This window comes from Exiguobacterium sp. s56, assembly GCF_018618255.1.
GTDB lineage: Bacteria > Bacillota > Bacilli > Exiguobacteriales > Exiguobacteriaceae > Exiguobacterium > Exiguobacterium chiriqhucha.
Window position 1 is genome coordinate 36,304 of record NZ_JACSLR010000012.1, and the last position, 17,812, is coordinate 54,115.

Consider the following 17,812-nt stretch of genomic DNA (forward strand, 5'->3'; position numbering starts at 1 on the left):
AGACAGCCGCGATGGCTGTCTGTTTTTAGATGTCCTTCCCTTTATAGGCATCATCTGATTCATTCATGAGACGCTCCCGCTCAGCGTGCGTCTGCGGAAAGCCGTTCGCTTGCCACTCGGCCCGGTGATTCGAGTCAAGTTGAGTGAGACCCGCTTCCGCCTCGTCTTTATCTGAATCGACACTTTCCATGCGATCCATCTTGCTCCATGTATCCTCATCGTGGTCTTGCGTCAAGAGCGCTGCCACTTTCGGCGCGACGAGCGCAGCCCCGGCCACACCGAGTACGATTCCCATTAAGACTTTCTTATCCATCCGAATACCCCTCCTTAGTCACTATGTACCGATAATTCCACTGTTCCGCAAAATCGAAACCCGTTTCCTAAAGCGTTTACACAATTTAACAGAGTGGAATAACAATCAACACAAGGAGGCGATGAGGATGAAGAAATCACAGAACCCGTCAAAGCGACCGTTCGATAATCCGGATGCTGTCGATACCGACAAGGAGAGTATCTTCGACCAGGAGGGCATGGAGACCGTCGACCCGATTCCGGTGGAAGAGCTGAACCAAAAAGTGAAGGATGAAAAACAGAAACGACACTCGAAGGACGACTCGGCCAGCGAGAAAAAATATGACGGCAACAAATAAAGATGCGGACGAATTCGTCCGCATCTTTATTTCACGTTAAATCTTTTGGCGAGAAGCCGTATGGTAGCATCTCTTCTTTTGTCATCACTTTCGTCTCTCCGGCCATGTTCGCGAGAATCAACGTAAAGTCGTCACTCGCAAACTCGGCAATGACTTGACGGCAAGCGCCACACGGCGAGATTGGGCCCGCTGTGTCTCCAACGACAACGACCGTCTCGATTGCCTTGCTGCCTTCCGATACCGCTTTGAAGATGGCGGTCCGTTCTGCACACATCGACAACCCGTACGAAGCGTTTTCGACGTTGCAACCCAAAATTTCTTTGCCGGTCTCGTCAATGACGACGGCCCCGACATTGAATTTCGAATACGGTGTATAGGCACGCGACCGTGCATCAATTGCTTTATGGACAAGCTCGTTCACTTTTTCTTGTGGGATCATCTGATGTTCCTCCGCTTCTTAACGTTTATCAAAAGAAGTCTGACATCTGAACTATAGCGTGAAAACACTGTTTTTGCAAGCGTTTTCACAACCCCGTCAATACTTTTTCTTTTTCTTCTTCTCGAAGACGACGATTGACTCGACGTGTGCCGTCTGCGGGAACATATCGTACGGCTGGATATAGTTGATTTTATAGTCGGCTTTCATGAGTTGATCCGCATCCCGTGCGAGTGTCTGTGGGTTACATGACACGTACACGATGCGTTTCGCTTTCGATGAAATCATTGCATTGAGGAGTTGATGATCGACACCTGTGCGCGGCGGATCGACGACGATGACATCTGGAATCCAACCGTCCTTGACCCAGCGCGGAATCCAATGTTCGGCCCGGCCTTCAACATAGGTTGCATGGCTGAACCCGTTCTCACGCATGTGCGCATTCGCATCTTCGACTGCTTCTGGGACGACTTCCATCCCGCGAATCTCTTTTGCATGTGGCGCGAGCCAGAGCCCGATTGAACCGACACCAGCGTACGCATCGATGACCCGTTCTTCACCCGTTAGGCCAGCCGCCTCGACGACTTCCCGATACATGACTTCCGTCTGAGCCGGATTGAGTTGGAAGAACGCACGCGGTGACAAGTGGTAATGGACGTCGTCAAGCTGTTCGTCCATCTTGTCTTGCCCGGCGATATGAACCGTGCGGTACCCGAAGATGACGCCTGAACGGTTCGAGTTAATATTCAAGTGGAACGACACGACGTTCGGCAACGCCATGATGCGGTCACTCAGTTCGTCCAAACGCGGGACATCTTCATTCCCGACGACGAGTACGACTTGAACGTCATCCGTCTTATAGCCCGAGCGGACGATGACGGTACGGGCAAAACCGACGTCACGGCGCGCATCGTATACAGGGATGTCGAGTTCGTTCAAAATACGGACGATGGCGTTGTTGATGTTCGTCGTGTCGCGCTGCTGCACCATGCAGTGTTCGATTGGCACGAGCTCATTCGTGTTCGGCTTGTAGAGCCCTGACACGATTTCACCGCGGCGCGTCGAGAGCGGGAATTGTGACTTGTTGCGGTAATACCAAGGGTTGTCCATCCCTTTCGTACCACGGATATCCGATTTGTCGACGTTCAATTTCGTCTTTTGACGGAAGGCGTTGCGGACGATTTCTTCTTTATAGTCCATCTGCAGGCGCGGACTCATATGTTGAATCTGGCAACCGCCACACTCGTCATAAATCGGACATGGTGGCTTGACCCGGTCCGGTGAATCATTATCGCGCTTGATGACGCGTGCCTCGGCGTAGTTCCGCTCGACGCGCGTAATTTCGACTTTCGCCTTCTCTCCCGGCAATAAGTTCGGAATGAAGATGACCATGCGATCAATCGTCGCGATGCCCTCTCCGTTAATGCCTAGCCGCTCGGCTTGGGCGCTTGTGTATTCTCCTACGATCAGTTTCAATGTGTTTCATCCTTTCGAGATACTTGTTCTAAATCTTTGGCGTAACGTACGACTTTCGCACGTAAGGAATCAATATCAGCTAACAATCGATGCAAATCCTCTGGCGTCGTGAATTCGTCCAACGTATTGACTGATAAGCACAGTAATTCCGTTCTCGATTTTAACACGTTCATTTTTCCTGCCGTATCTGTTCGTGATTTACCCATCTCGTGATCGCTCCTTTGGTTCGTGACAAAGAGTTGTTATTATAGCATACTATTTCGTGTGACTTGAAGAAAAGGTGGAATTGATATGCAAAACATCTCGACAACGTTTGATCCGTGGGAAGCATACCTCGATCAAACCGAGTTCGGTCGCCTCGTCCTTTCGAACGTCGAAGTGACGACGACCAAACTATGCAATATGCGCTGCGAGCATTGCGCGGTCGGCTATATGCTCGACCAGACAGAAGAACCCGAAGTCCCGCTCGACTTATTGATTTCGCGTTTGGATGAAATCGAGCATTTACGCGCGTTTTCGATTACGGGCGGCGAACCGATGCTGTCGATGAAATCGGTGCGCAACTACGTCGTCCCACTCTTGCGTTACGCTAAGGAGCGCGGCGCCCGCACGCAAATCAACTCAAACTTGACGCTCCCGCTCTCTCGCTACCATCTTATTACCCCTTACCTCGACGTTTTGCACATTTCGCATAACTGGGGAACGGACGCCGACTTCTTAGAGGGCGGTTTCGCGATGATGGACCGAAAACCGAGCGCGGAGGCACGTTTGAAGATGCTTCAGACGATGAAAGACAACGCCCGTGCGCTTACGGCCGAGGGTGTGATCGTATCGGCCGAGACGATGCTCAACAAACGGACGATTCCGCACTTGAAGGAAATCCATGAAGAGATTGTCGCACTCGGCTGTCAACGTCATGAAGTGCACCCAATGTACCCCGCCGATTTTGCCAGTGCGCTCGAGTCGGCGTCGCTCCCTGACACTCGCCAGGCGATTCACGACCTGCTCGATGTCCGGGACGAGAACGTTTGGATGCTGTTCGGAACGTTGCCGTTCTATGCTTGTTCCGAGTTACCGGAAGACCGCGCTTTATTGAAACGGCTCCACGAGGCGAAGAACGTGACCGTGCGAAACGACCCGGATGGCCGCTCACGCCTCAACACGAACATCTTCGACGGCCAAATCATCGTCACCGACTTCGGCGATGAGCTCGGCACGCTCGGGACGTTGTATGACACCTCGTTCCAAGACGCGTATGAGGCGTGGACGAACAGCAGTTTGAACGCCACACTGTCCTGCCACTGTCCGGCTGTCAAATGCCTCGGCCCGAACGCACTCGTCAAACAAGCGTACTATCCTGAAGTGAACTTCCGGGAACGTGTGGCCGAACCGTTTTAATTACTTCGATTCGGGAAATGTTCAGTATATAAACTGAATCGAGGTGTTTGAAGATGACAGCCATCTATGTATTTATGATCACCGTCATGGCCATCATCATTTTCGGTGGTGTGCTCAGCATCTTATTGACAGCCGCATTCGTTTCAGACAAAGTAGACCGTGATGAAGTATTCAGTCAAGGCAGTTGGGACGATGAACTCTTACACTTGAACCATGTACCCCAACCGATTGACGAGCCAAAAAGCTGAGACTCTTCTCAGCTTTTTACTATGCAATCAATGATGAGGTGAACTATGCAACGCTTTCGATTTTCAATTTTATTACTTGTCGTCTTTATCTCCGGCTTGATTCAAGGTGCGCTCATCCCGCTCTTGTCGACACTCATCGAACGGGACGGCAACCCGGCCTGGTTGAACGGGTTGAACGCGACCATGCTCTATCTCGGGGTAATCGTCTCCGCCCCGCTACTCGAACGGTTCGTCCGCAAGTACGGATTTCGTCCGACCATCGTCCTTGGCATCATCTTGACGGCGCTCGCTACGTTCTTCTTGCCGCTCTGGCCGTCCCTGCTCATGTGGGCGCTCATGCGTTTCGTCATCGGCTTCGGTGACTCGGCGCTCCATTACGGATCCCAAGTGTGGGTCACGTCTGCGAGCGACAAGCGGAGCCTGGGACGAGCAATGGCGTATTACGGGATGGCGTTCAGCCTTGGTTTCGCGGTCGGTCCGCTCATCGCGCCGCTCGTCGACCTTCACTTTTGGCTGCCGTTCCTCGTCTTGATCGTCTTCTGTCTCGCATCCTTGTTCTTGATCTTCAAGGTCGACAATGAGTATCCTGAGACCGAGAAAGTGAAGACCGACTCGAAAGGACGCATTCGACTCGTCCTCATCGGCGGCGGGTATACGCTCTTACCTGCTTTTACATACGGGTTCCTTGAAGCGAGCTTGAATGCCAACTTACCGATTTTCACAGTCCGCAACGATATCGGGCTCACGCAGACGAGCACGCTCATCACGACGTTCATCGTCGCCTCGATTATCGTGCAATTACCGCTCGGTCGGCTCGCCGATCACTTCGGGAAAAAGCGGATTCTTCAAATCGTCCTGACACTCGGCACGCTCGTTTTTGCGATTGCCAACCTGGCCGTCGACCATTACGTCTGGCTCCTCGTCTTGTTCGCGCTCGCAGGCGCCGGGCTCGGCTCGACATATTCGCTCGGACTGGCCCATATGACGGAAGTGTTGCCGCGTTCGTTGTTACCGACCGGCAATATGCTCTATAGCATCTCGTTCAGCGTAGGTTCGATTAGCGGACCGATGATTGGCGCATTTTGGATCGCGTTACCAAAAGAAGTGTATTTCTTGATGTATACGCTCATTCTTGGGATTCTGGCCGTCAGTTTATTCACGGCGAAAGCCAAGCCGATTGACATCTAAAAGGGAGGGTCTCCGCCGAGACCCTCCCTGTTTCACGTTATTCTTTCAGCGGACCGAGCCTGACATCGTTTCGTTCGAACGCCCGCATGAACACCTCATCGAGCGCGAACGGTTCCGTCTCGAGCGAGGCCAACACATCGGACTTGAGCGTGACTTCAATGACTCGATCATTGATTTGCCATTTCGTCTGAATGTCTTCGCCATGCCTCATAGCACGCGCGTCCACTTGCTCATGATGTTCCTTCAACCCGCGACTTACGCACTTCATCACGTATTTGACATACTCGTCTCGCGGTTGGCGAGAGATGAGTATGTTTCGGACGATTGGATTTCTTGCCACGGTAGCACCCTCCTTTCTTTTCGATTCGCACGCAAGTCTTTACAACGAAGACCGATTTCAACTGAAAGAATTCAGAATTTTTAATATATTTTGCCATGGGAACAAGATTCCGTCAACCATGCCTCTCCCTCACTTTGTCATCGCACTCCCCGATTCGCTCGTCCTTGAAAATATGTGGAGAGATAAATCCCAGCGATGACGAACAACAACCCGACGAGCGCGTTCCATGGAATCGTCTCCCCGAGTAACACGCTCGATAGGACGACACCGAATAAGGGAACAAAGAACATATAGAGCGATACCCGGCTGACCGGATTATATTTCATCAGCGTATTCCATAATGTGAACCCGACCGCCGATAAAAGGGCGAGATACAACAAGAAGAAGAGGGTCGTCACGGTGTAAGGCAGGAACACATCCCCTGGCGCAAGCACGCAACCGACGATGAGTAGTCCGAGCGAGCCAATCACCATCGCCCAAGCCGTCATCGGAGCGACGTCATGCGAGCGCGAATAATCTTTGGCAATCAAATTCCCGAACGCGCCTGAGATCATCGCCATAATGAGCAGAATCTCTCCAATCCCAAACCCGACTTCCGCGCTTGCCGTCGGCCAGTTGGCGATGACGATTCCGGAGAATCCGAGCGTAAGGGCAATCCCTTTCAAGCGATTCAAGCGATCATCCTCATAACGAAAATGAGCGAGTGCCATCTGGAAAAATGACGTCGACCCCGCGATAATCGAGCCCTGCACCCCCGTCGAGATCGAAAGACCGATATAGAAGAACAAATATTGTAAGAACGTCAGAAATGCCCCTAAATGCGCATACGCCTTTAGCTTTTCAGCAGTTAAGCGAATCGGACGCTTGAAGACGAGTCGACTGATGACGAGTAAGAGCAGACCGGCCAATAAAAAGCGTTCCCCGGCAAAGAACAGCTGTTGCCCGTATTCGTTTTCCTGGATATCGAGCGCTTCGTAGCTCAGTTTGATGAACGGAAAGGCGCTCCCCCATAAGAACGTGTTGAATAGGGCTAAGAACGTGACCGTCCAAGGGCGTTGAAATACATTCGGCATGACACAAAAACTCCTTAATCTTTTAGTTTGTGAGTGATTACGTTTGGTGCTAAAATAGACTTACACGATAATTATTATAAATAAGGGATTCACCTTTAATTCGCGTAAAACCTAATAATATCAACAATAGATAATGATAATCATCCTCATTCATTATCATTTAACTGATATATATTCTCAATTAGAAAGAGGTGCTCACATGAACACATCAACCGTCACACACGAAAAAAGCCACGTCTTCAAACGGGCCAGCTGGGTCGAACATATCGAGCTCATCATGGCGCTCATCAGTGGTGTATTGATTGTACTCGCATATATCGCGGAAAGACAAGACGGAGCTCCTGCGCTCTACGTCACTCTGTATTTGACCGCCTTTTTAATCGGCGGATATGCCAAAGCCAAGGAAGGCTTGACCGATACATGGGAGACGCGCTCCTTGAACGTCGAGCTACTCATGATTATCGCCGCCATCGGTGCTGCTTCAATCGGGTACTGGATGGAAGGCGCCATCCTAATCTTCATCTTCGCGTTATCAGGCGCCCTTGAGACGTATACGATGAATAAAAATGAGCGTGCCCTTGAATCGCTCATGGAACTCCAACCTGAGCAAGCGACCCGATTGAACAGCTCGGGCGGCCTCGAGGTCGTCCATATCGACGAACTGCGCGTCGGTGACCACATCTACGTAAGACCCGGCGAGCGCATCCCGGTCGACGGTCGGATTTTGAAAGGTAGCGCCTCGATTGAGGAAGCCGCCATCACCGGTGAATCGATTCCGGTCGACCGGAACGTCGGCGATGAGGTATATGGATCAAGCGTAAACTTGAACGGTGTCTTGACGCTCGAAGTGACAAAGCTCGCCACAGAGACATTGTTCCAAAAAATCATTCAGATGGTCCAGCAGGCGCAAGAAGAAAAATCACCGTCCGCCCAGTTCATCGACCGGTACGAGGGACGCTACGTTCAAGTCGTGCTCGCTTCCGTCACGGCAATCATCTTGCTCGGCCCGGTATTGACGTCATGGTCGCTCGAGACGAGCATTTACCGCGGGATGATCCTTCTCGTTGTCGCTTCGCCGTGTGCACTCGTTGCCGCCATCACGCCGGCGGCACTCGCAGCCATTGCCTCGTCTGCTAAACACGGGATTTTATTCAAAGGCGGTGTCCATATCGAAAATATGGGACGTTTGAAAGCCGTCGCGTTCGATAAGACCGGTACGCTCACAATCGGTAAACCAGAAGTCCAAGCGGCGTTGATTCATCCCGATACGACACAAGAACACGTGTATCGCATTGTCAGCTTGATTGAAGAACATTCGATGCATCCGCTCGCCGAGGCGCTCGTTCAGTATACGGGCAGTTATACGGGGGCGATGGAACACTTTAAAGACGTGACCGGGTCTGGGATTGAAGCGACCATCGACGGTGTCGCTTACCGGGTCGGTAAACAGAAATTCGCCGATCGCAGCCACGACTTTTTCCGCGACGAAGTCGAACGTTTGAAAGCGGCCGGCCACACACTCGTATTCATCAGTGACGAAGAGAAGACAATTGGGGCGTTCGCGCTTCGAGACACGTTACGTCCCGAGGCCAAGCAAGCGATCGAGCGACTCAACCACCTCGGCATCGCCACCATCATGATCACGGGTGACAACGAGGCAACAGCACGCGCCATCGCCTCCGAGGCCGGCTTGACCCGCTATATTGCCGAATGTCTTCCGGAAGAGAAAGTCGAGCACATTAAACGATTGAAACAAGAGTATGGCAGCATCGGCATGATTGGTGACGGGATTAACGACGCCCCTGCCCTCGCGACGGCCGATGTCGGGATTGCGATGGGAGAAGGGACGGACGCCGCTCTTGAGACGGCCGACGTCGTCTTGATGAAGAACGATTTGAACCGCCTAAGCTCGGCCATCAAACAGTCGCGTAAGTTGAATCGGGTCGTCCTCCAAAACGTCGTGTTCGCATTAGGGGTCATCCTCGTCTTGATTGCGACGAACATCTTCGAATTGCTCGTCATGCCATTCGCCGTCGTTGGGCACGAAGGATCGACCATCCTCGTCATTTTGAACGGCCTACGCTTGCTCAGCACGTCATGGGACTGACAAAAATCGACACCGTCATTGAAAGCCGTTGGCGATTTCGCTATAATTGAAACAATGTGTCTAATTAGACCGGAACTGATTAGGAAGATTGGCTAAAGGTGGTACAGTGTATGAATACGATAGCAGTAATCGGCAAAGTGTTTGTCGATATTAAAGGAACCTCGTTCGCCCCGCTCCATAAAGATGCCAAGAACGTCGGTGACATCGCGTTCTCAAACGGCGGAACCGGCCGTAACGTCGCTCAAAATTTAGGTGTCCTCGGCAATGATGTCCGTTTCGTGTCGACCGTGACGAACGATCAAATCGGGATGGGTGTCCTCGAGGAACTCCGCGGTTTGAATGTGAACGTCGATCACGTCGATTTGCTCGATGACAACGGCATGGGCATGTGGCTGGCCGTCATGGATAACAACGGCGATCTTCAAACGTCGATCTCGAAGCAACCGGACGAGGCGATGATGGAAGAATGTATCCTTCGTCGCATCGATACGGTGTTCGCCGAAAGTCAGGCGGTCGCCATCGACCTCGACTTGTCGGTCAACGTGCTCAACGAGACGATTGAGCTATGCCGCGAGATGAAACTCCCGCTTTACGGCGTGTGCGGCCATCTGTCTGTCATCGAACGGAACCGCCATTTGCTTCAAGGCTTCACCGGCTTCATCTGTAGCCGTGAAGAAGCAGAGATTCTATCTGACATGTCGATCGTCACGGTGGACGATGCGTTACGTGTCGCTGAAGTGCTCGCCATGAAAGGTGCCCCGCTCACAATCGTCACGATGAGTGAACTCGGTGCGGTCTATGTCGACTTGCGTACGAACGAACAAGGCCACGTCCCGACGACGAAAGTGAAAGTCGCCGACTCGACCGGTGCCGGTGACTCGTTCTTCTCCGCTGTCATCTCCGAGTTGATGAAACGCCATCCGATTGAGGATGCGCTCCGACTCGGGATGCGCGTCGCCGGGAAAGTCATCGCCTCGCACGATAACGGCCTGACGCCTGATATGTATGCATCACTCGAACAACCAGCAGCAGATTAACCAACACGCATCGGCCGCGAGTCGATGCGTTTTGTTCACGATTCGAAATCGAAAGGAACGATTCCATTGGTCAGAACGAAATTACGCAGTGCCATCATCCTCGTGAATGAACATGACGAAGTCGCGCTCATTCGCCGAGAAAAAGAGAACCTTTTGTATTATGTCTTCCCAGGTGGCGGAGTCGAATTCGGCCATACCGCCGAAGAGACGGCCGTCCGTGAGGCGTTCGAAGAGCTCGGCGTCCACGTCGAACTCGAAGGGGTAGCCGCTCACGTCGCTTTCAATGGCGAGTTGAACCCGTATTACTGGGCTCGCGTGACCGGTGGCGAATTCGGCACCGGCACCGGCGAAGAGTTTCAAGCCGAACAGACGAATGGTTCATACACACCAATGTGGGTGAAACGCAGCGCGCTCAGCCATTTGCCGGTACGACCGCCGTCACTCGCCGACTTGCTCGCGAACGAGGCCGAGCGCTTTTTCAATAAAACGCTGGCCGAAGACTGATTTTATGTGTAGCCTCCTGACATTTCGGGAAAGAAAGTTTCTAACGATAACGTTCAGGAGGCTCATACATGGATACTACAGAAGTGAAAGAAAAAAAGAATTGGTTCGCCTTCGGGAAAGAGTTGCTTCGTCGCTTCAAAGAACATGATGTTCAAGATTACGGCGCGACGCTCGCTTTTTTTTGGTTCTTATCGATTTTTCCGGGCATCATCTTCATTCTCGCGTTGCTGTCGTTCTTCGACATTTCCCAGGCATCGTTCCAAGAACAGTTGAACAACTTGGCGCCTGGGGCGGCCGCGACTGATTTTTTGACCGGGATTTTTGACGCGATTGGCGAACCGCGCGGCGGACTCCTCTCAATCGGTGCGATTTTGGCGATTTGGTCGGCCGCTAAAGGGGTCGAACGCTTGATTAACATGGCGATTCACGCATACGGGGAAGACAACGAACGAAACTTCTTCGTCAGCAAAGGCATCGCGCTCGGCTTGACGCTCTTGCTCGGTGTCGGCGTACTGTTGCTCATTGTCTCGAACGTGTTCGGTTCACAAATCATCGACTTTTTGATGCGCTTCATCCCCATCTCAGGGGCTGACGTCATCTTGATTAACGTGTTCCGCTACGTGTTGACGACCGTCATCTTGATTTTGACGCTCTCGATTTTTTATAAGATTGCTCCTCAACAACACGTGTTTTGGAAGAGCACGATTCCAGGCGCGATCTTCGGCGTCATCGCCTGGCAGCTCGTCTCACTCGGATTCAGCCTGTACGTCTCAAACTTCGGCAACTACGATTCGACGTACGGTTCACTCGGGGGGATTATCGTCACGTTGCTCTGGTTACAATTGACCGGCATGATCATTTTGATCGGGTCAGAAATCAATGCTACTTGGCAACGTTTCTTCAAAACGCCGAGCGAACGTGAGTACGAGAAAAACTATAAGAAAAATAAAAAGTCCAAATCGAAAGATTCGGACGAGGACGAGTATAAAGACATTCCCGTCAACACATACGGGTAACGAAAGAAAGGCGGTCTCTGCAGGAGAGACCGCCTTTTACGTTATGCTTCGACGACATCGAGACGTCCCGTCGCCGGATCGATGACGAATCCGTGGACGTTCGTGCCCGGTGGCAAGAGTGGATGGTTTTTGATGAGACTGACCGAGTTGACGACGTTCGCTTCGACCGAGTCAAACCCGTGTAACCACTTCTCCAAATCCATACCCGACGATTTGAGCGTCTGGAGCGTTTGCGGTTCGATCCCGCGACGCTCCATTTCGCCGATGACCGCGTTTGGGTCGATGGCCGCCATCCCGCAATCATAGTGCCCGATGACGATGACTTCTTCCGCTCCGAGCGCATACAGCGCGACAAGAATGGAACGCATGACCGAACCGAACGGATGTGATAGGACAGCACCCGCATTTTTTATAATTTTAGCATCCCCGTTTTTCAAACCGAGAGCTTTCGGCAGTAACGCCGTCAGACGTGTATCCATACATGTTAAAATGACAATTTTCTTATCGGGGAACTTGTCCGAGACGAACTCTTCGTATTGTTTCTCCGAGACGAATTTTTCATTGAACGCTAACATTTCTTGAACGACTGACATATGGTTCCCTCCTTTTATTTACGCGATGAATCGCGCGACCATCAAACCGATGACCATCCAAGCACCGAACAACGTGTTCACTTTTGCGGTCATCGCCATCGCTGGCATCAATTGAGCCGGTTCCTGTTTGATCCAAAAGCGTTTCACCGCCCGAATCATAATCGGAATGGTCAAGAGTGACAACAGCACCCAAGGCGTCACGCCAAACCCGACGACAGCGACGATAATGCCAATCAACGCCGCGATAAAGAATCCGGCTAAGACGAGAACCGCACGTCGATGTCCGACGAGACAGGCAATCGTTTTGCGCCCGTTCACTTTATCGTTATCTAAGTCGCGAATATTGTTCGCGAGCAAGATGGCCCCGATTAACAGCGCCATCGGGAACGACACGAGCAACAGCTCCGTCGTCACCGTTCCGATTTGGATGTATCCTGAAATCCCGATAATGACATACCCCATGAACAGACCGGCGACGAGTTCACCGAACGGTGTATAGGCGATGGGAAGCGGACCTCCTGTATAGAGGAACCCGACGACCATCGACAACACGCCGATCCAAATCAAGTGCCAGCTCGTCGAAGCGGCGATATAAAGACCGAGCACGGCCGCTACCCCGTACATCCCAAGGGCAATCCCGAGGACTTGGCCCGGTGTGAATCCATCGCGTACGATTGAACCACCGATTCCGATTGACCCTTCATGGTCGAGCCCGCGCTTATAATCGTAATACTCATTGAATAAATTCGTCGCGATTTGAATCAAGACCGAGGCGATGAGCATCGCCAGGAACAGTCCCCATTTCAATTCGACTTGCCCGAGGACGATGAACGTCCCTAACAGCACCGGTATGAAGCTCGCCGTCAATGTGTGCGGACGAATCATGCGCCAATAGGCACCTTTCTCTCTCTTCTTCATGCACTTCCCTCCCTTCGTTAGTTTACGTCTCTTTAAAAAAATCTGTCAATGCCCGTCGCTCGAACGGTTCCCTTCACTTTCCCGAGCATTTGACGGCCAGTTCTGCCGTGAAGTCATGATACACTAAAGAATGAGAATTCCATTGGATTGAGGAGGCTTTTCTTACATGCCAGATACTCAAACACACATTAAACAACGAATCGAGCAAGCCCATAAACGGGCACGTGCTTGGCAACGGCCGGTCTTGGCCTCCTACACGTGGGAGATCCCTTCGTTCGACGCGTTTCATATCATTCAAAATACCGAAACGTCCCATTATTATTTTTCGACACCCGACCGCTCCCTCGAGATGCTCGGATGTGCCGATGCGCTCGTGTTGACGGCTTCTGGCCCGGAACGGTTCCAACGGTTGCAATATGATTGGAGCCTGCACCGCCGGGACGTCGATGCGGTCATTTATGCGTTCTCAGGCTTCTCGTTCGACACGTTCATCCGCCCCCAGAAAAATATGTGGGAAGCGTTCGGCGAAGCGTCATTGGTCGTGCCTAAATTTTTATATCGCCGTTCGGGTGACAAACACACGTTGACCGTCTCGACACTCGTCTCCGCGAAACGTTCAGTCGAACAATATTTGATTCAACTGGCCGATCAGCTCGCCCAGTTCAACGCGTTGCACGCTCCCGACGAGCAGGCACCGACCTACTCTCAAGTGAAAGATGGCGTCGACCACTTCAAGTCGAGCTTCCAACAAGCCAAACTGAACATCTCGGAAGAACGCGTCGAGAAAATCGTCATCGCCCGTGAAGAGATATATCAAACATCAGAAGAGCCGTTCCCGTTCGCGACGACGTTACGCCATTTGTCAGAACATCAAACGGGCAGTTACGTCTTCTTATATCAACCGAAGCGAGAAATCGGCTTTTTCGGGGCGACCCCGGAGCGCCTCGTCAAAAAACAAGGACCGTACATCGAAACGGCAGCCATCGCCGGAACGATTAAACGACCGGACACAGAAATCGAGGCGGATGTAGCCAAACAGACGCTGTTGCACGATGCGAAGAATTTAGATGAGCATCAAATTGTCGTGAAGGACATTAAAAACGCCCTCACTCCATACGCGGCTACTATCAAGGCACCCGAAACGCCGCGTATATTAGAAAATCGCTCGGTGTTCCATCTGCATACACCGATTCAAGCGACGCTCGATACGAACGCGTCATTGCTGTCCATCATCGAGTCGCTCCACCCGACCCCCGCGCTCGGCGGTTCACCGAAACGGACGTCTGTCCGCTTATTGCGTGAGATTGAGCGCTTCGACCGCGGTTGGTACGGTTCGCCGTTCGGCTGGTTGAATACGGAAGGAGAAGGCGAATTCGTCGTCTCAATCCGGTCCGCCCTCGTGCATCACCAATTCGTGGCGCTATACGCAGGCTGTGGAATCGTCCAAGAGTCTGAGCTCGAAGCGGAACTCGCCGAGACGGAAATCAAGCTCAGTCCAATCAAGCAAGCACTCGGGTTGGACAAAGTAAGCGCAGGAGGCAATCAAGCATGAATGAAACGTTAACGGATTGGGTCGCCCAGATGATGAACCGGCTCGTCGAACAAGGCGTCGAGGATATCGTCATCAGTCCCGGTTCGCGCTCGACCCCGCTGGCCATGGCCGCTTATCTTCATCCGAGCGTCCGTCATCATATCATCGTCGATGAACGTTCGGCCGCCTTCTTCGCTCTCGGCTTGACCCGCTCCACCTCATCGTTGCGACCGGTCGCGCTCATCTGCACGAGTGGCACCGCCGCGACCAACTACTTTTCTGCGGTGGCCGAGGCGAACATCTCGCAGTTGCCGCTCATCGTATTGACGACAGACCGTCCGCATGAGCTCCGGAACGTCGGCGCTCCTCAAGCAATCGATCAAGTCCGGCTGTACGGCGAGCATGTCAAAGCGAGCATCGACCTCCCTGTTCCTGAAGCCGCCAGCCAGCGCTACATGGAACAAGCGGTGAGCCGGCTCGTTCGAACGAGCATGCACGCGCCGTTCGGACCAGTCCACGTGAACATCCCGTTCCGCGAGCCGTTATTGCCGGACATCGAACGCTTAACGTCACTGCTTGAAGGGGACGCCGAATTGTCTGAACCGACCTATCTCAAGCCGACAACAAGTGACGTGAACCGCTTCAAACGAGACATCGATGTTGACCGTCTCGCCTTCCTCGTCGGTCCCGGGACACCGGCGTCATGGCTTGAAGCGATTTATAAAGCGGCGCAAACGTATCATATCCCAATTTTCGCCGACCCGTTGAGCGGGATGCGCCGATTTGATCACGTGCTGACGAACTACGACACATGGCTCGCGAGCGAGCATCGGACGGAATGGACGCCTGACACGGTCGTCCGCTTCGGCGCCGCTCCCGTCTCGAAACGATTGAACCAGTGGCTCCAGGACGTCCCGTGCGTCTTGATTGAGCAACCGGGCTCGTTCCGCGACCCGTCAAATCATGCTACGGTCGTGTACGGAGATGCGATTGATTATGTAGCCGCCATCAACAAAAACTATGACGTCGACTTATTCGATCGGTTCGCGTTGTTCGAACAGATCATCGAATCCGCGAAACCTGCTTTGAGCGGAGAAAGTGCATTGACGCGTCATTTGCTAGCGTCACGTCTCGAACGCATCTTCGTTAGCAATAGCATGCCGATTCGTGATATCGATACGACACTTTCAGCCGGTCAGTCGATTGACGTCGTCGCCAACCGCGGGGCGAATGGGATTGACGGCATCATCTCGAGCGCGCTCGGTGCCTGTCACGATACGGACAAGGCCGCCTTGTTGATTGGCGACTTGGCATTTTATCATGACAGCAACGCGCTCCAGCTCGTCAAATCGCATCCAGGTTCGTTTTCCATCGTCGTCGTCAACAACGACGGGGGCGGCATCTTCTCCTTCTTGCCACAAGCTTCGATCGCACCGCAAATGTTCGAGGACTTGTTCGGGACACCGCTGCAGCTGAACCTGCGTGGATTCGCTGACACATACGGGCTCAGCTATCAACGGCTGGAGCAGCCTGAAGACGTCACGGCCGCCATCGAGGCGGGCGTCCAACTCATCGAGTTTCCATCCGACCGTACGACGAACGTGGCGGAGCACCGTCGTTGGACTGCTTCGCTCACGGACCGCTTGGCGACGGGGAATGAGTCGTGATGCGTTCGCTGCGAGGCGTCTCGTACGAGGTGCTCGAACGCGGCAACGGCCGGCCGGTCTTGCTGTTGCACGGCTTCACAGGAAACGCGGGATGGCTTTCCCGCTTCCCGGAACTACCCGTCCGACTCGTCGCCCCGACACTGTTGCAACATGGTGAAACGGGCCATCAGCCGGTCGAGCGTGCCAAGATGAGTCAACAGGTAAAAGACTTGTCGGCGCTACTCGATACGGACGAAGGTCCGTGGACGGTCGTCGGTTACTCGCTCGGCGGACGTGTCGGCATGACACTCGCCGCCTATGATGATCGGGTCACCCATTTTATCGGCATTAGCACGACGCCCGGACTCAGTGCGGCCGAACGTCGACAACGCCGGCTTCAAGACGAAAAGCTCGCTGAATTCATCGAGCGAGCAGGACTTGAGGCGTTCGTCGACCGTTGGGAACAGCTTCCGCTCTGGCATCAGACTAATGAGATGCGTGCCGCACTCCGTCCTGAGCGGTTGGCCCAACATCCAGTCGCACTCGCGGACAGCCTTCGCGCTATCGGGACGGGCAGCATGCCGTCGCTCTGGCCGCTACTCGAGCGCTTACCTCGCACCGATTTGATTGTCGGAGAACACGATGTGAAGTTTCAACAGATTGCTCGGAACATGCAGTTGATTCGTCCCGATATTGAAATTCATGAAATTTCGGACGCATCTCATGCTCCACATGTCGAGAATGCCCAACAATTTGGTACAATGATAGAGAAATTGATTTTAGGGGGAATTTAAATGGAATCAGTAGCAAACTGGACATCGGTCCGCACGTACGAAGATATCAAGTACGAGAAGTGGAACGGCATCGCCAAAATCACCATCAACCGTCCGGAAGTACGGAACGCGTTCCGTCCACTCACGGTAAACGAGCTCATCGACGCGTTCGCACGCGCCCGTGACGATAAAGAAGTCGGTGCCATCATCTTGACTGGTGAAGGCGATCAAGCCTTCTGCTCAGGCGGCGACCAAAAAGTACGCGGCCACGGCGGCTACGTCGGTGACGACGAGATTCCACGCTTGAACGTCCTCGACCTTCAACGCTTGATTCGCGTCATCCCGAAACCAGTTATCGCCATGGTAGCCGGTTATGCAATCGGTGGCGGACACGTCTTGCACGTCGTCTGTGACTTGACGATTGCAGCCGACAACGCCCGTTTCGGTCAAACTGGACCAAAAGTGGGCTCGTTCGATGCCGGTTACGGTTCAGGTTACTTGGCTCGCATCATCGGCCACAAGAAAGCACGCGAAATCTGGTACCTCTGCCGTCAATACGACGCACAGCAGGCGCTTGACATGGGACTCGTCAACACGGTCGTCCCACTCGAGCAACTTGAAGCCGAGACGATCCAATGGTGCCAAGAGATCTTGCAACACTCTCCGACGGCCCTTCGCTTCTTGAAGGCAGCGATGAACGCCGACACGGACGGACTTGCAGGACTTCAACAGCTTGCCGGCGACGCGACGCTTCTCTACTACACGACAGACGAAGCGAAAGAAGGACGCGACGCTTTCAAAGAAAAACGCGACCCAGACTTCGGTCAGTTCCCGCGTTTCCCGTAAATCGACAAAGAGTAGCGACTTCGCTACTCTTT

20 protein-coding genes are annotated in these 17,812 nt (G+C 53.0%); 12 read left to right on the forward strand and 8 right to left on the reverse strand.

Annotated elements, in window-relative coordinates; genetic code table 11:
* Positions 1-25 precede the first annotated feature (25 nt).
* Positions 26-313: a hypothetical protein gene (locus KNP71_RS11595; protein ID WP_021067766.1), complete on the reverse strand. Its 288-nt coding sequence runs from the start codon at positions 311-313 to the stop codon at positions 26-28.
* Positions 314-434: 121 nt separating this feature from the next.
* Here KNP71_RS11595 and KNP71_RS11600 point away from each other — a divergent pair, with 121 nt between their 5' ends.
* Complete coding sequence (locus KNP71_RS11600) at positions 435-650, forward strand: hypothetical protein (protein WP_031200364.1); 216 nt, start codon at positions 435-437, stop codon at positions 648-650.
* A gap of 31 nt (positions 651-681) precedes the next feature.
* Here KNP71_RS11600 and KNP71_RS11605 read toward each other — a convergent pair whose 3' ends face one another.
* From KNP71_RS11605 to KNP71_RS11615, 3 genes are all read right to left on the reverse strand, one after another.
* Entirely contained in the window at positions 682-1,089 is a 408-nt protein-coding gene (locus KNP71_RS11605) for a cytidine deaminase (RefSeq protein ID WP_021067768.1), read from the reverse strand.
* 96 nt (positions 1,090-1,185) lie between these two features.
* On the reverse strand, positions 1,186-2,562 hold the full coding sequence (gene rlmD / locus KNP71_RS11610; protein ID WP_214799564.1) for a 23S rRNA (uracil(1939)-C(5))-methyltransferase RlmD: 1,377 nt from the start codon (positions 2,560-2,562) through the stop codon (positions 1,186-1,188).
* Positions 2,559-2,768, reverse strand: coding sequence for a hypothetical protein (locus KNP71_RS11615; protein WP_016510454.1), 210 nt, complete (start codon positions 2,766-2,768; stop codon positions 2,559-2,561). Before KNP71_RS11615 ends, rlmD begins: the two co-directional genes overlap by 4 nt.
* Before the next feature lie 85 nt (positions 2,769-2,853).
* Between KNP71_RS11615 and yfkAB the strand changes: the two genes are divergently transcribed.
* The 3 genes from yfkAB to KNP71_RS11630 are packed head-to-tail and all read left to right on the forward strand — an operon-like array spanning position 2,854 to position 5,396.
* Positions 2,854-3,960 (forward strand): radical SAM/CxCxxxxC motif protein YfkAB, encoded by a 1,107-nt coding sequence (gene yfkAB / locus KNP71_RS11620; protein WP_021067770.1) that lies wholly within the window; start codon positions 2,854-2,856, stop codon positions 3,958-3,960.
* Positions 3,961-4,013: 53 nt separating this feature from the next.
* Positions 4,014-4,208 (forward strand): hypothetical protein, encoded by a 195-nt coding sequence (locus KNP71_RS11625; RefSeq protein ID WP_021067771.1) that lies wholly within the window; start codon positions 4,014-4,016, stop codon positions 4,206-4,208.
* Between the two features lie 45 nt (positions 4,209-4,253).
* Positions 4,254-5,396 (forward strand): MFS transporter, encoded by a 1,143-nt coding sequence (locus tag KNP71_RS11630; RefSeq protein WP_214830745.1) that lies wholly within the window; start codon positions 4,254-4,256, stop codon positions 5,394-5,396.
* 37 nt (positions 5,397-5,433) lie between these two features.
* On the opposite strand, the gene KNP71_RS11635 is transcribed toward KNP71_RS11630, so the two are convergent.
* Positions 5,434-5,736 carry a hypothetical protein gene (locus KNP71_RS11635; RefSeq protein ID WP_058765743.1) on the reverse strand — a complete coding sequence of 101 codons (303 nt, stop codon included), beginning with the start codon at positions 5,734-5,736 and terminating at the stop codon, positions 5,434-5,436.
* Between the two features lie 137 nt (positions 5,737-5,873).
* Complete coding sequence (locus KNP71_RS11640; RefSeq protein WP_214802881.1) at positions 5,874-6,809, reverse strand: DMT family transporter; 936 nt, start codon at positions 6,807-6,809, stop codon at positions 5,874-5,876.
* Positions 6,810-7,008: 199 nt separating this feature from the next.
* Between KNP71_RS11640 and KNP71_RS11645 the strand changes: the two genes are divergently transcribed.
* The 4 genes from KNP71_RS11645 (at position 7,009) to KNP71_RS11660 (ending at position 11,473) form a co-directional block, all read left to right on the forward strand.
* Entirely contained in the window at positions 7,009-8,916 is a 1,908-nt protein-coding gene (locus KNP71_RS11645) for a heavy metal translocating P-type ATPase (protein WP_021067775.1), read from the forward strand.
* A 110-nt stretch (positions 8,917-9,026) separates the two neighbouring features.
* Positions 9,027-9,953, forward strand: coding sequence for a carbohydrate kinase family protein (locus KNP71_RS11650; protein WP_021067776.1), 927 nt, complete (start codon positions 9,027-9,029; stop codon positions 9,951-9,953).
* A gap of 66 nt (positions 9,954-10,019) precedes the next feature.
* Complete coding sequence (locus KNP71_RS11655) at positions 10,020-10,457, forward strand: NUDIX domain-containing protein (protein ID WP_035385765.1); 438 nt, start codon at positions 10,020-10,022, stop codon at positions 10,455-10,457.
* 68 nt (positions 10,458-10,525) lie between these two features.
* The gene (locus tag KNP71_RS11660) at positions 10,526-11,473 is read left to right on the forward strand and encodes a YihY/virulence factor BrkB family protein (RefSeq protein ID WP_021067778.1); all 948 of its coding nucleotides are present in this window, start codon (positions 10,526-10,528) and stop codon (positions 11,471-11,473) included.
* 41 nt (positions 11,474-11,514) lie between these two features.
* On the opposite strand, the gene KNP71_RS11665 is transcribed toward KNP71_RS11660, so the two are convergent.
* Positions 11,515-12,066 carry a beta-class carbonic anhydrase gene (locus KNP71_RS11665; RefSeq protein WP_021067779.1) on the reverse strand — a complete coding sequence of 184 codons (552 nt, stop codon included), beginning with the start codon at positions 12,064-12,066 and terminating at the stop codon, positions 11,515-11,517.
* 18 nt (positions 12,067-12,084) lie between these two features.
* Entirely contained in the window at positions 12,085-12,984 is a 900-nt protein-coding gene (locus tag KNP71_RS11670; protein ID WP_214756671.1) for a 1,4-dihydroxy-2-naphthoate polyprenyltransferase, read from the reverse strand.
* 166 nt (positions 12,985-13,150) lie between these two features.
* On the opposite strand from KNP71_RS11670, the gene KNP71_RS11675 reads away from it, so the two are divergent.
* From KNP71_RS11675 to menB, 4 genes are read left to right on the forward strand one after another with little or no spacing between them, the layout of a single operon-like run.
* Positions 13,151-14,536 (forward strand): isochorismate synthase, encoded by a 1,386-nt coding sequence (locus KNP71_RS11675; RefSeq protein WP_058765741.1) that lies wholly within the window; start codon positions 13,151-13,153, stop codon positions 14,534-14,536.
* A complete protein-coding gene (gene menD, locus KNP71_RS11680; RefSeq protein WP_131472479.1) occupies positions 14,533-16,182 on the forward strand; it encodes a 2-succinyl-5-enolpyruvyl-6-hydroxy-3-cyclohexene-1-carboxylic-acid synthase in 1,650 nt (549 codons plus the stop codon). Before KNP71_RS11675 ends, menD begins: the two co-directional genes overlap by 4 nt.
* Entirely contained in the window at positions 16,182-16,955 is a 774-nt protein-coding gene (locus tag KNP71_RS11685) for an alpha/beta fold hydrolase (RefSeq protein WP_131472503.1), read from the forward strand. The genes menD and KNP71_RS11685 overlap by 1 nt, the downstream gene beginning before the upstream one ends.
* Positions 16,956-17,780: a 1,4-dihydroxy-2-naphthoyl-CoA synthase gene (gene menB, locus KNP71_RS11690; protein ID WP_021067784.1), complete on the forward strand. Its 825-nt coding sequence runs from the start codon at positions 16,956-16,958 to the stop codon at positions 17,778-17,780. It abuts the gene before it with no gap.
* The last annotated feature ends 32 nt before the right edge of the window (positions 17,781-17,812 follow it).

Excerpts from the sequence above, each read along its gene's own strand:
- KNP71_RS11595 (WP_021067766.1), bottom strand. The coding sequence starts at position 313 with ATGGATAAGAAAGTCTTAATGGGAATCGTACTCGGTGTGGCCGGGGCT.
- KNP71_RS11645 (WP_021067775.1), top strand. The coding sequence starts at position 7,009 with ATGAACACATCAACCGTCACACACGAAAAAAGCCACGTCTTCAAACGG.
- yfkAB (WP_021067770.1), top strand. The coding sequence starts at position 2,854 with ATGCAAAACATCTCGACAACGTTTGATCCGTGGGAAGCATACCTCGAT.
- menB (WP_021067784.1), top strand. The coding sequence starts at position 16,956 with ATGGAATCAGTAGCAAACTGGACATCGGTCCGCACGTACGAAGATATC.
- KNP71_RS11660 (WP_021067778.1), top strand. The coding sequence starts at position 10,526 with ATGGATACTACAGAAGTGAAAGAAAAAAAGAATTGGTTCGCCTTCGGG.
- KNP71_RS11630 (WP_214830745.1), top strand. The coding sequence starts at position 4,254 with ATGCAACGCTTTCGATTTTCAATTTTATTACTTGTCGTCTTTATCTCC.
- KNP71_RS11605 (WP_021067768.1), bottom strand. The coding sequence starts at position 1,089 with ATGATCCCACAAGAAAAAGTGAACGAGCTTGTCCATAAAGCAATTGAT.
- KNP71_RS11685 (WP_131472503.1), top strand. The coding sequence starts at position 16,182 with ATGCGTTCGCTGCGAGGCGTCTCGTACGAGGTGCTCGAACGCGGCAAC.
- menD (WP_131472479.1), top strand. The coding sequence starts at position 14,533 with ATGAATGAAACGTTAACGGATTGGGTCGCCCAGATGATGAACCGGCTC.
- KNP71_RS11615 (WP_016510454.1), bottom strand. The coding sequence starts at position 2,768 with ATGGGTAAATCACGAACAGATACGGCAGGAAAAATGAACGTGTTAAAA.
- KNP71_RS11665 (WP_021067779.1), bottom strand. The coding sequence starts at position 12,066 with ATGTCAGTCGTTCAAGAAATGTTAGCGTTCAATGAAAAATTCGTCTCG.
- KNP71_RS11675 (WP_058765741.1), top strand. The coding sequence starts at position 13,151 with ATGCCAGATACTCAAACACACATTAAACAACGAATCGAGCAAGCCCAT.
- KNP71_RS11640 (WP_214802881.1), bottom strand. The coding sequence starts at position 6,809 with ATGCCGAATGTATTTCAACGCCCTTGGACGGTCACGTTCTTAGCCCTA.
- KNP71_RS11650 (WP_021067776.1), top strand. The coding sequence starts at position 9,027 with ATGAATACGATAGCAGTAATCGGCAAAGTGTTTGTCGATATTAAAGGA.
- KNP71_RS11625 (WP_021067771.1), top strand. The coding sequence starts at position 4,014 with ATGACAGCCATCTATGTATTTATGATCACCGTCATGGCCATCATCATT.
- KNP71_RS11670 (WP_214756671.1), bottom strand. The coding sequence starts at position 12,984 with ATGAAGAAGAGAGAGAAAGGTGCCTATTGGCGCATGATTCGTCCGCAC.
- KNP71_RS11600 (WP_031200364.1), top strand. The coding sequence starts at position 435 with ATGAGGATGAAGAAATCACAGAACCCGTCAAAGCGACCGTTCGATAAT.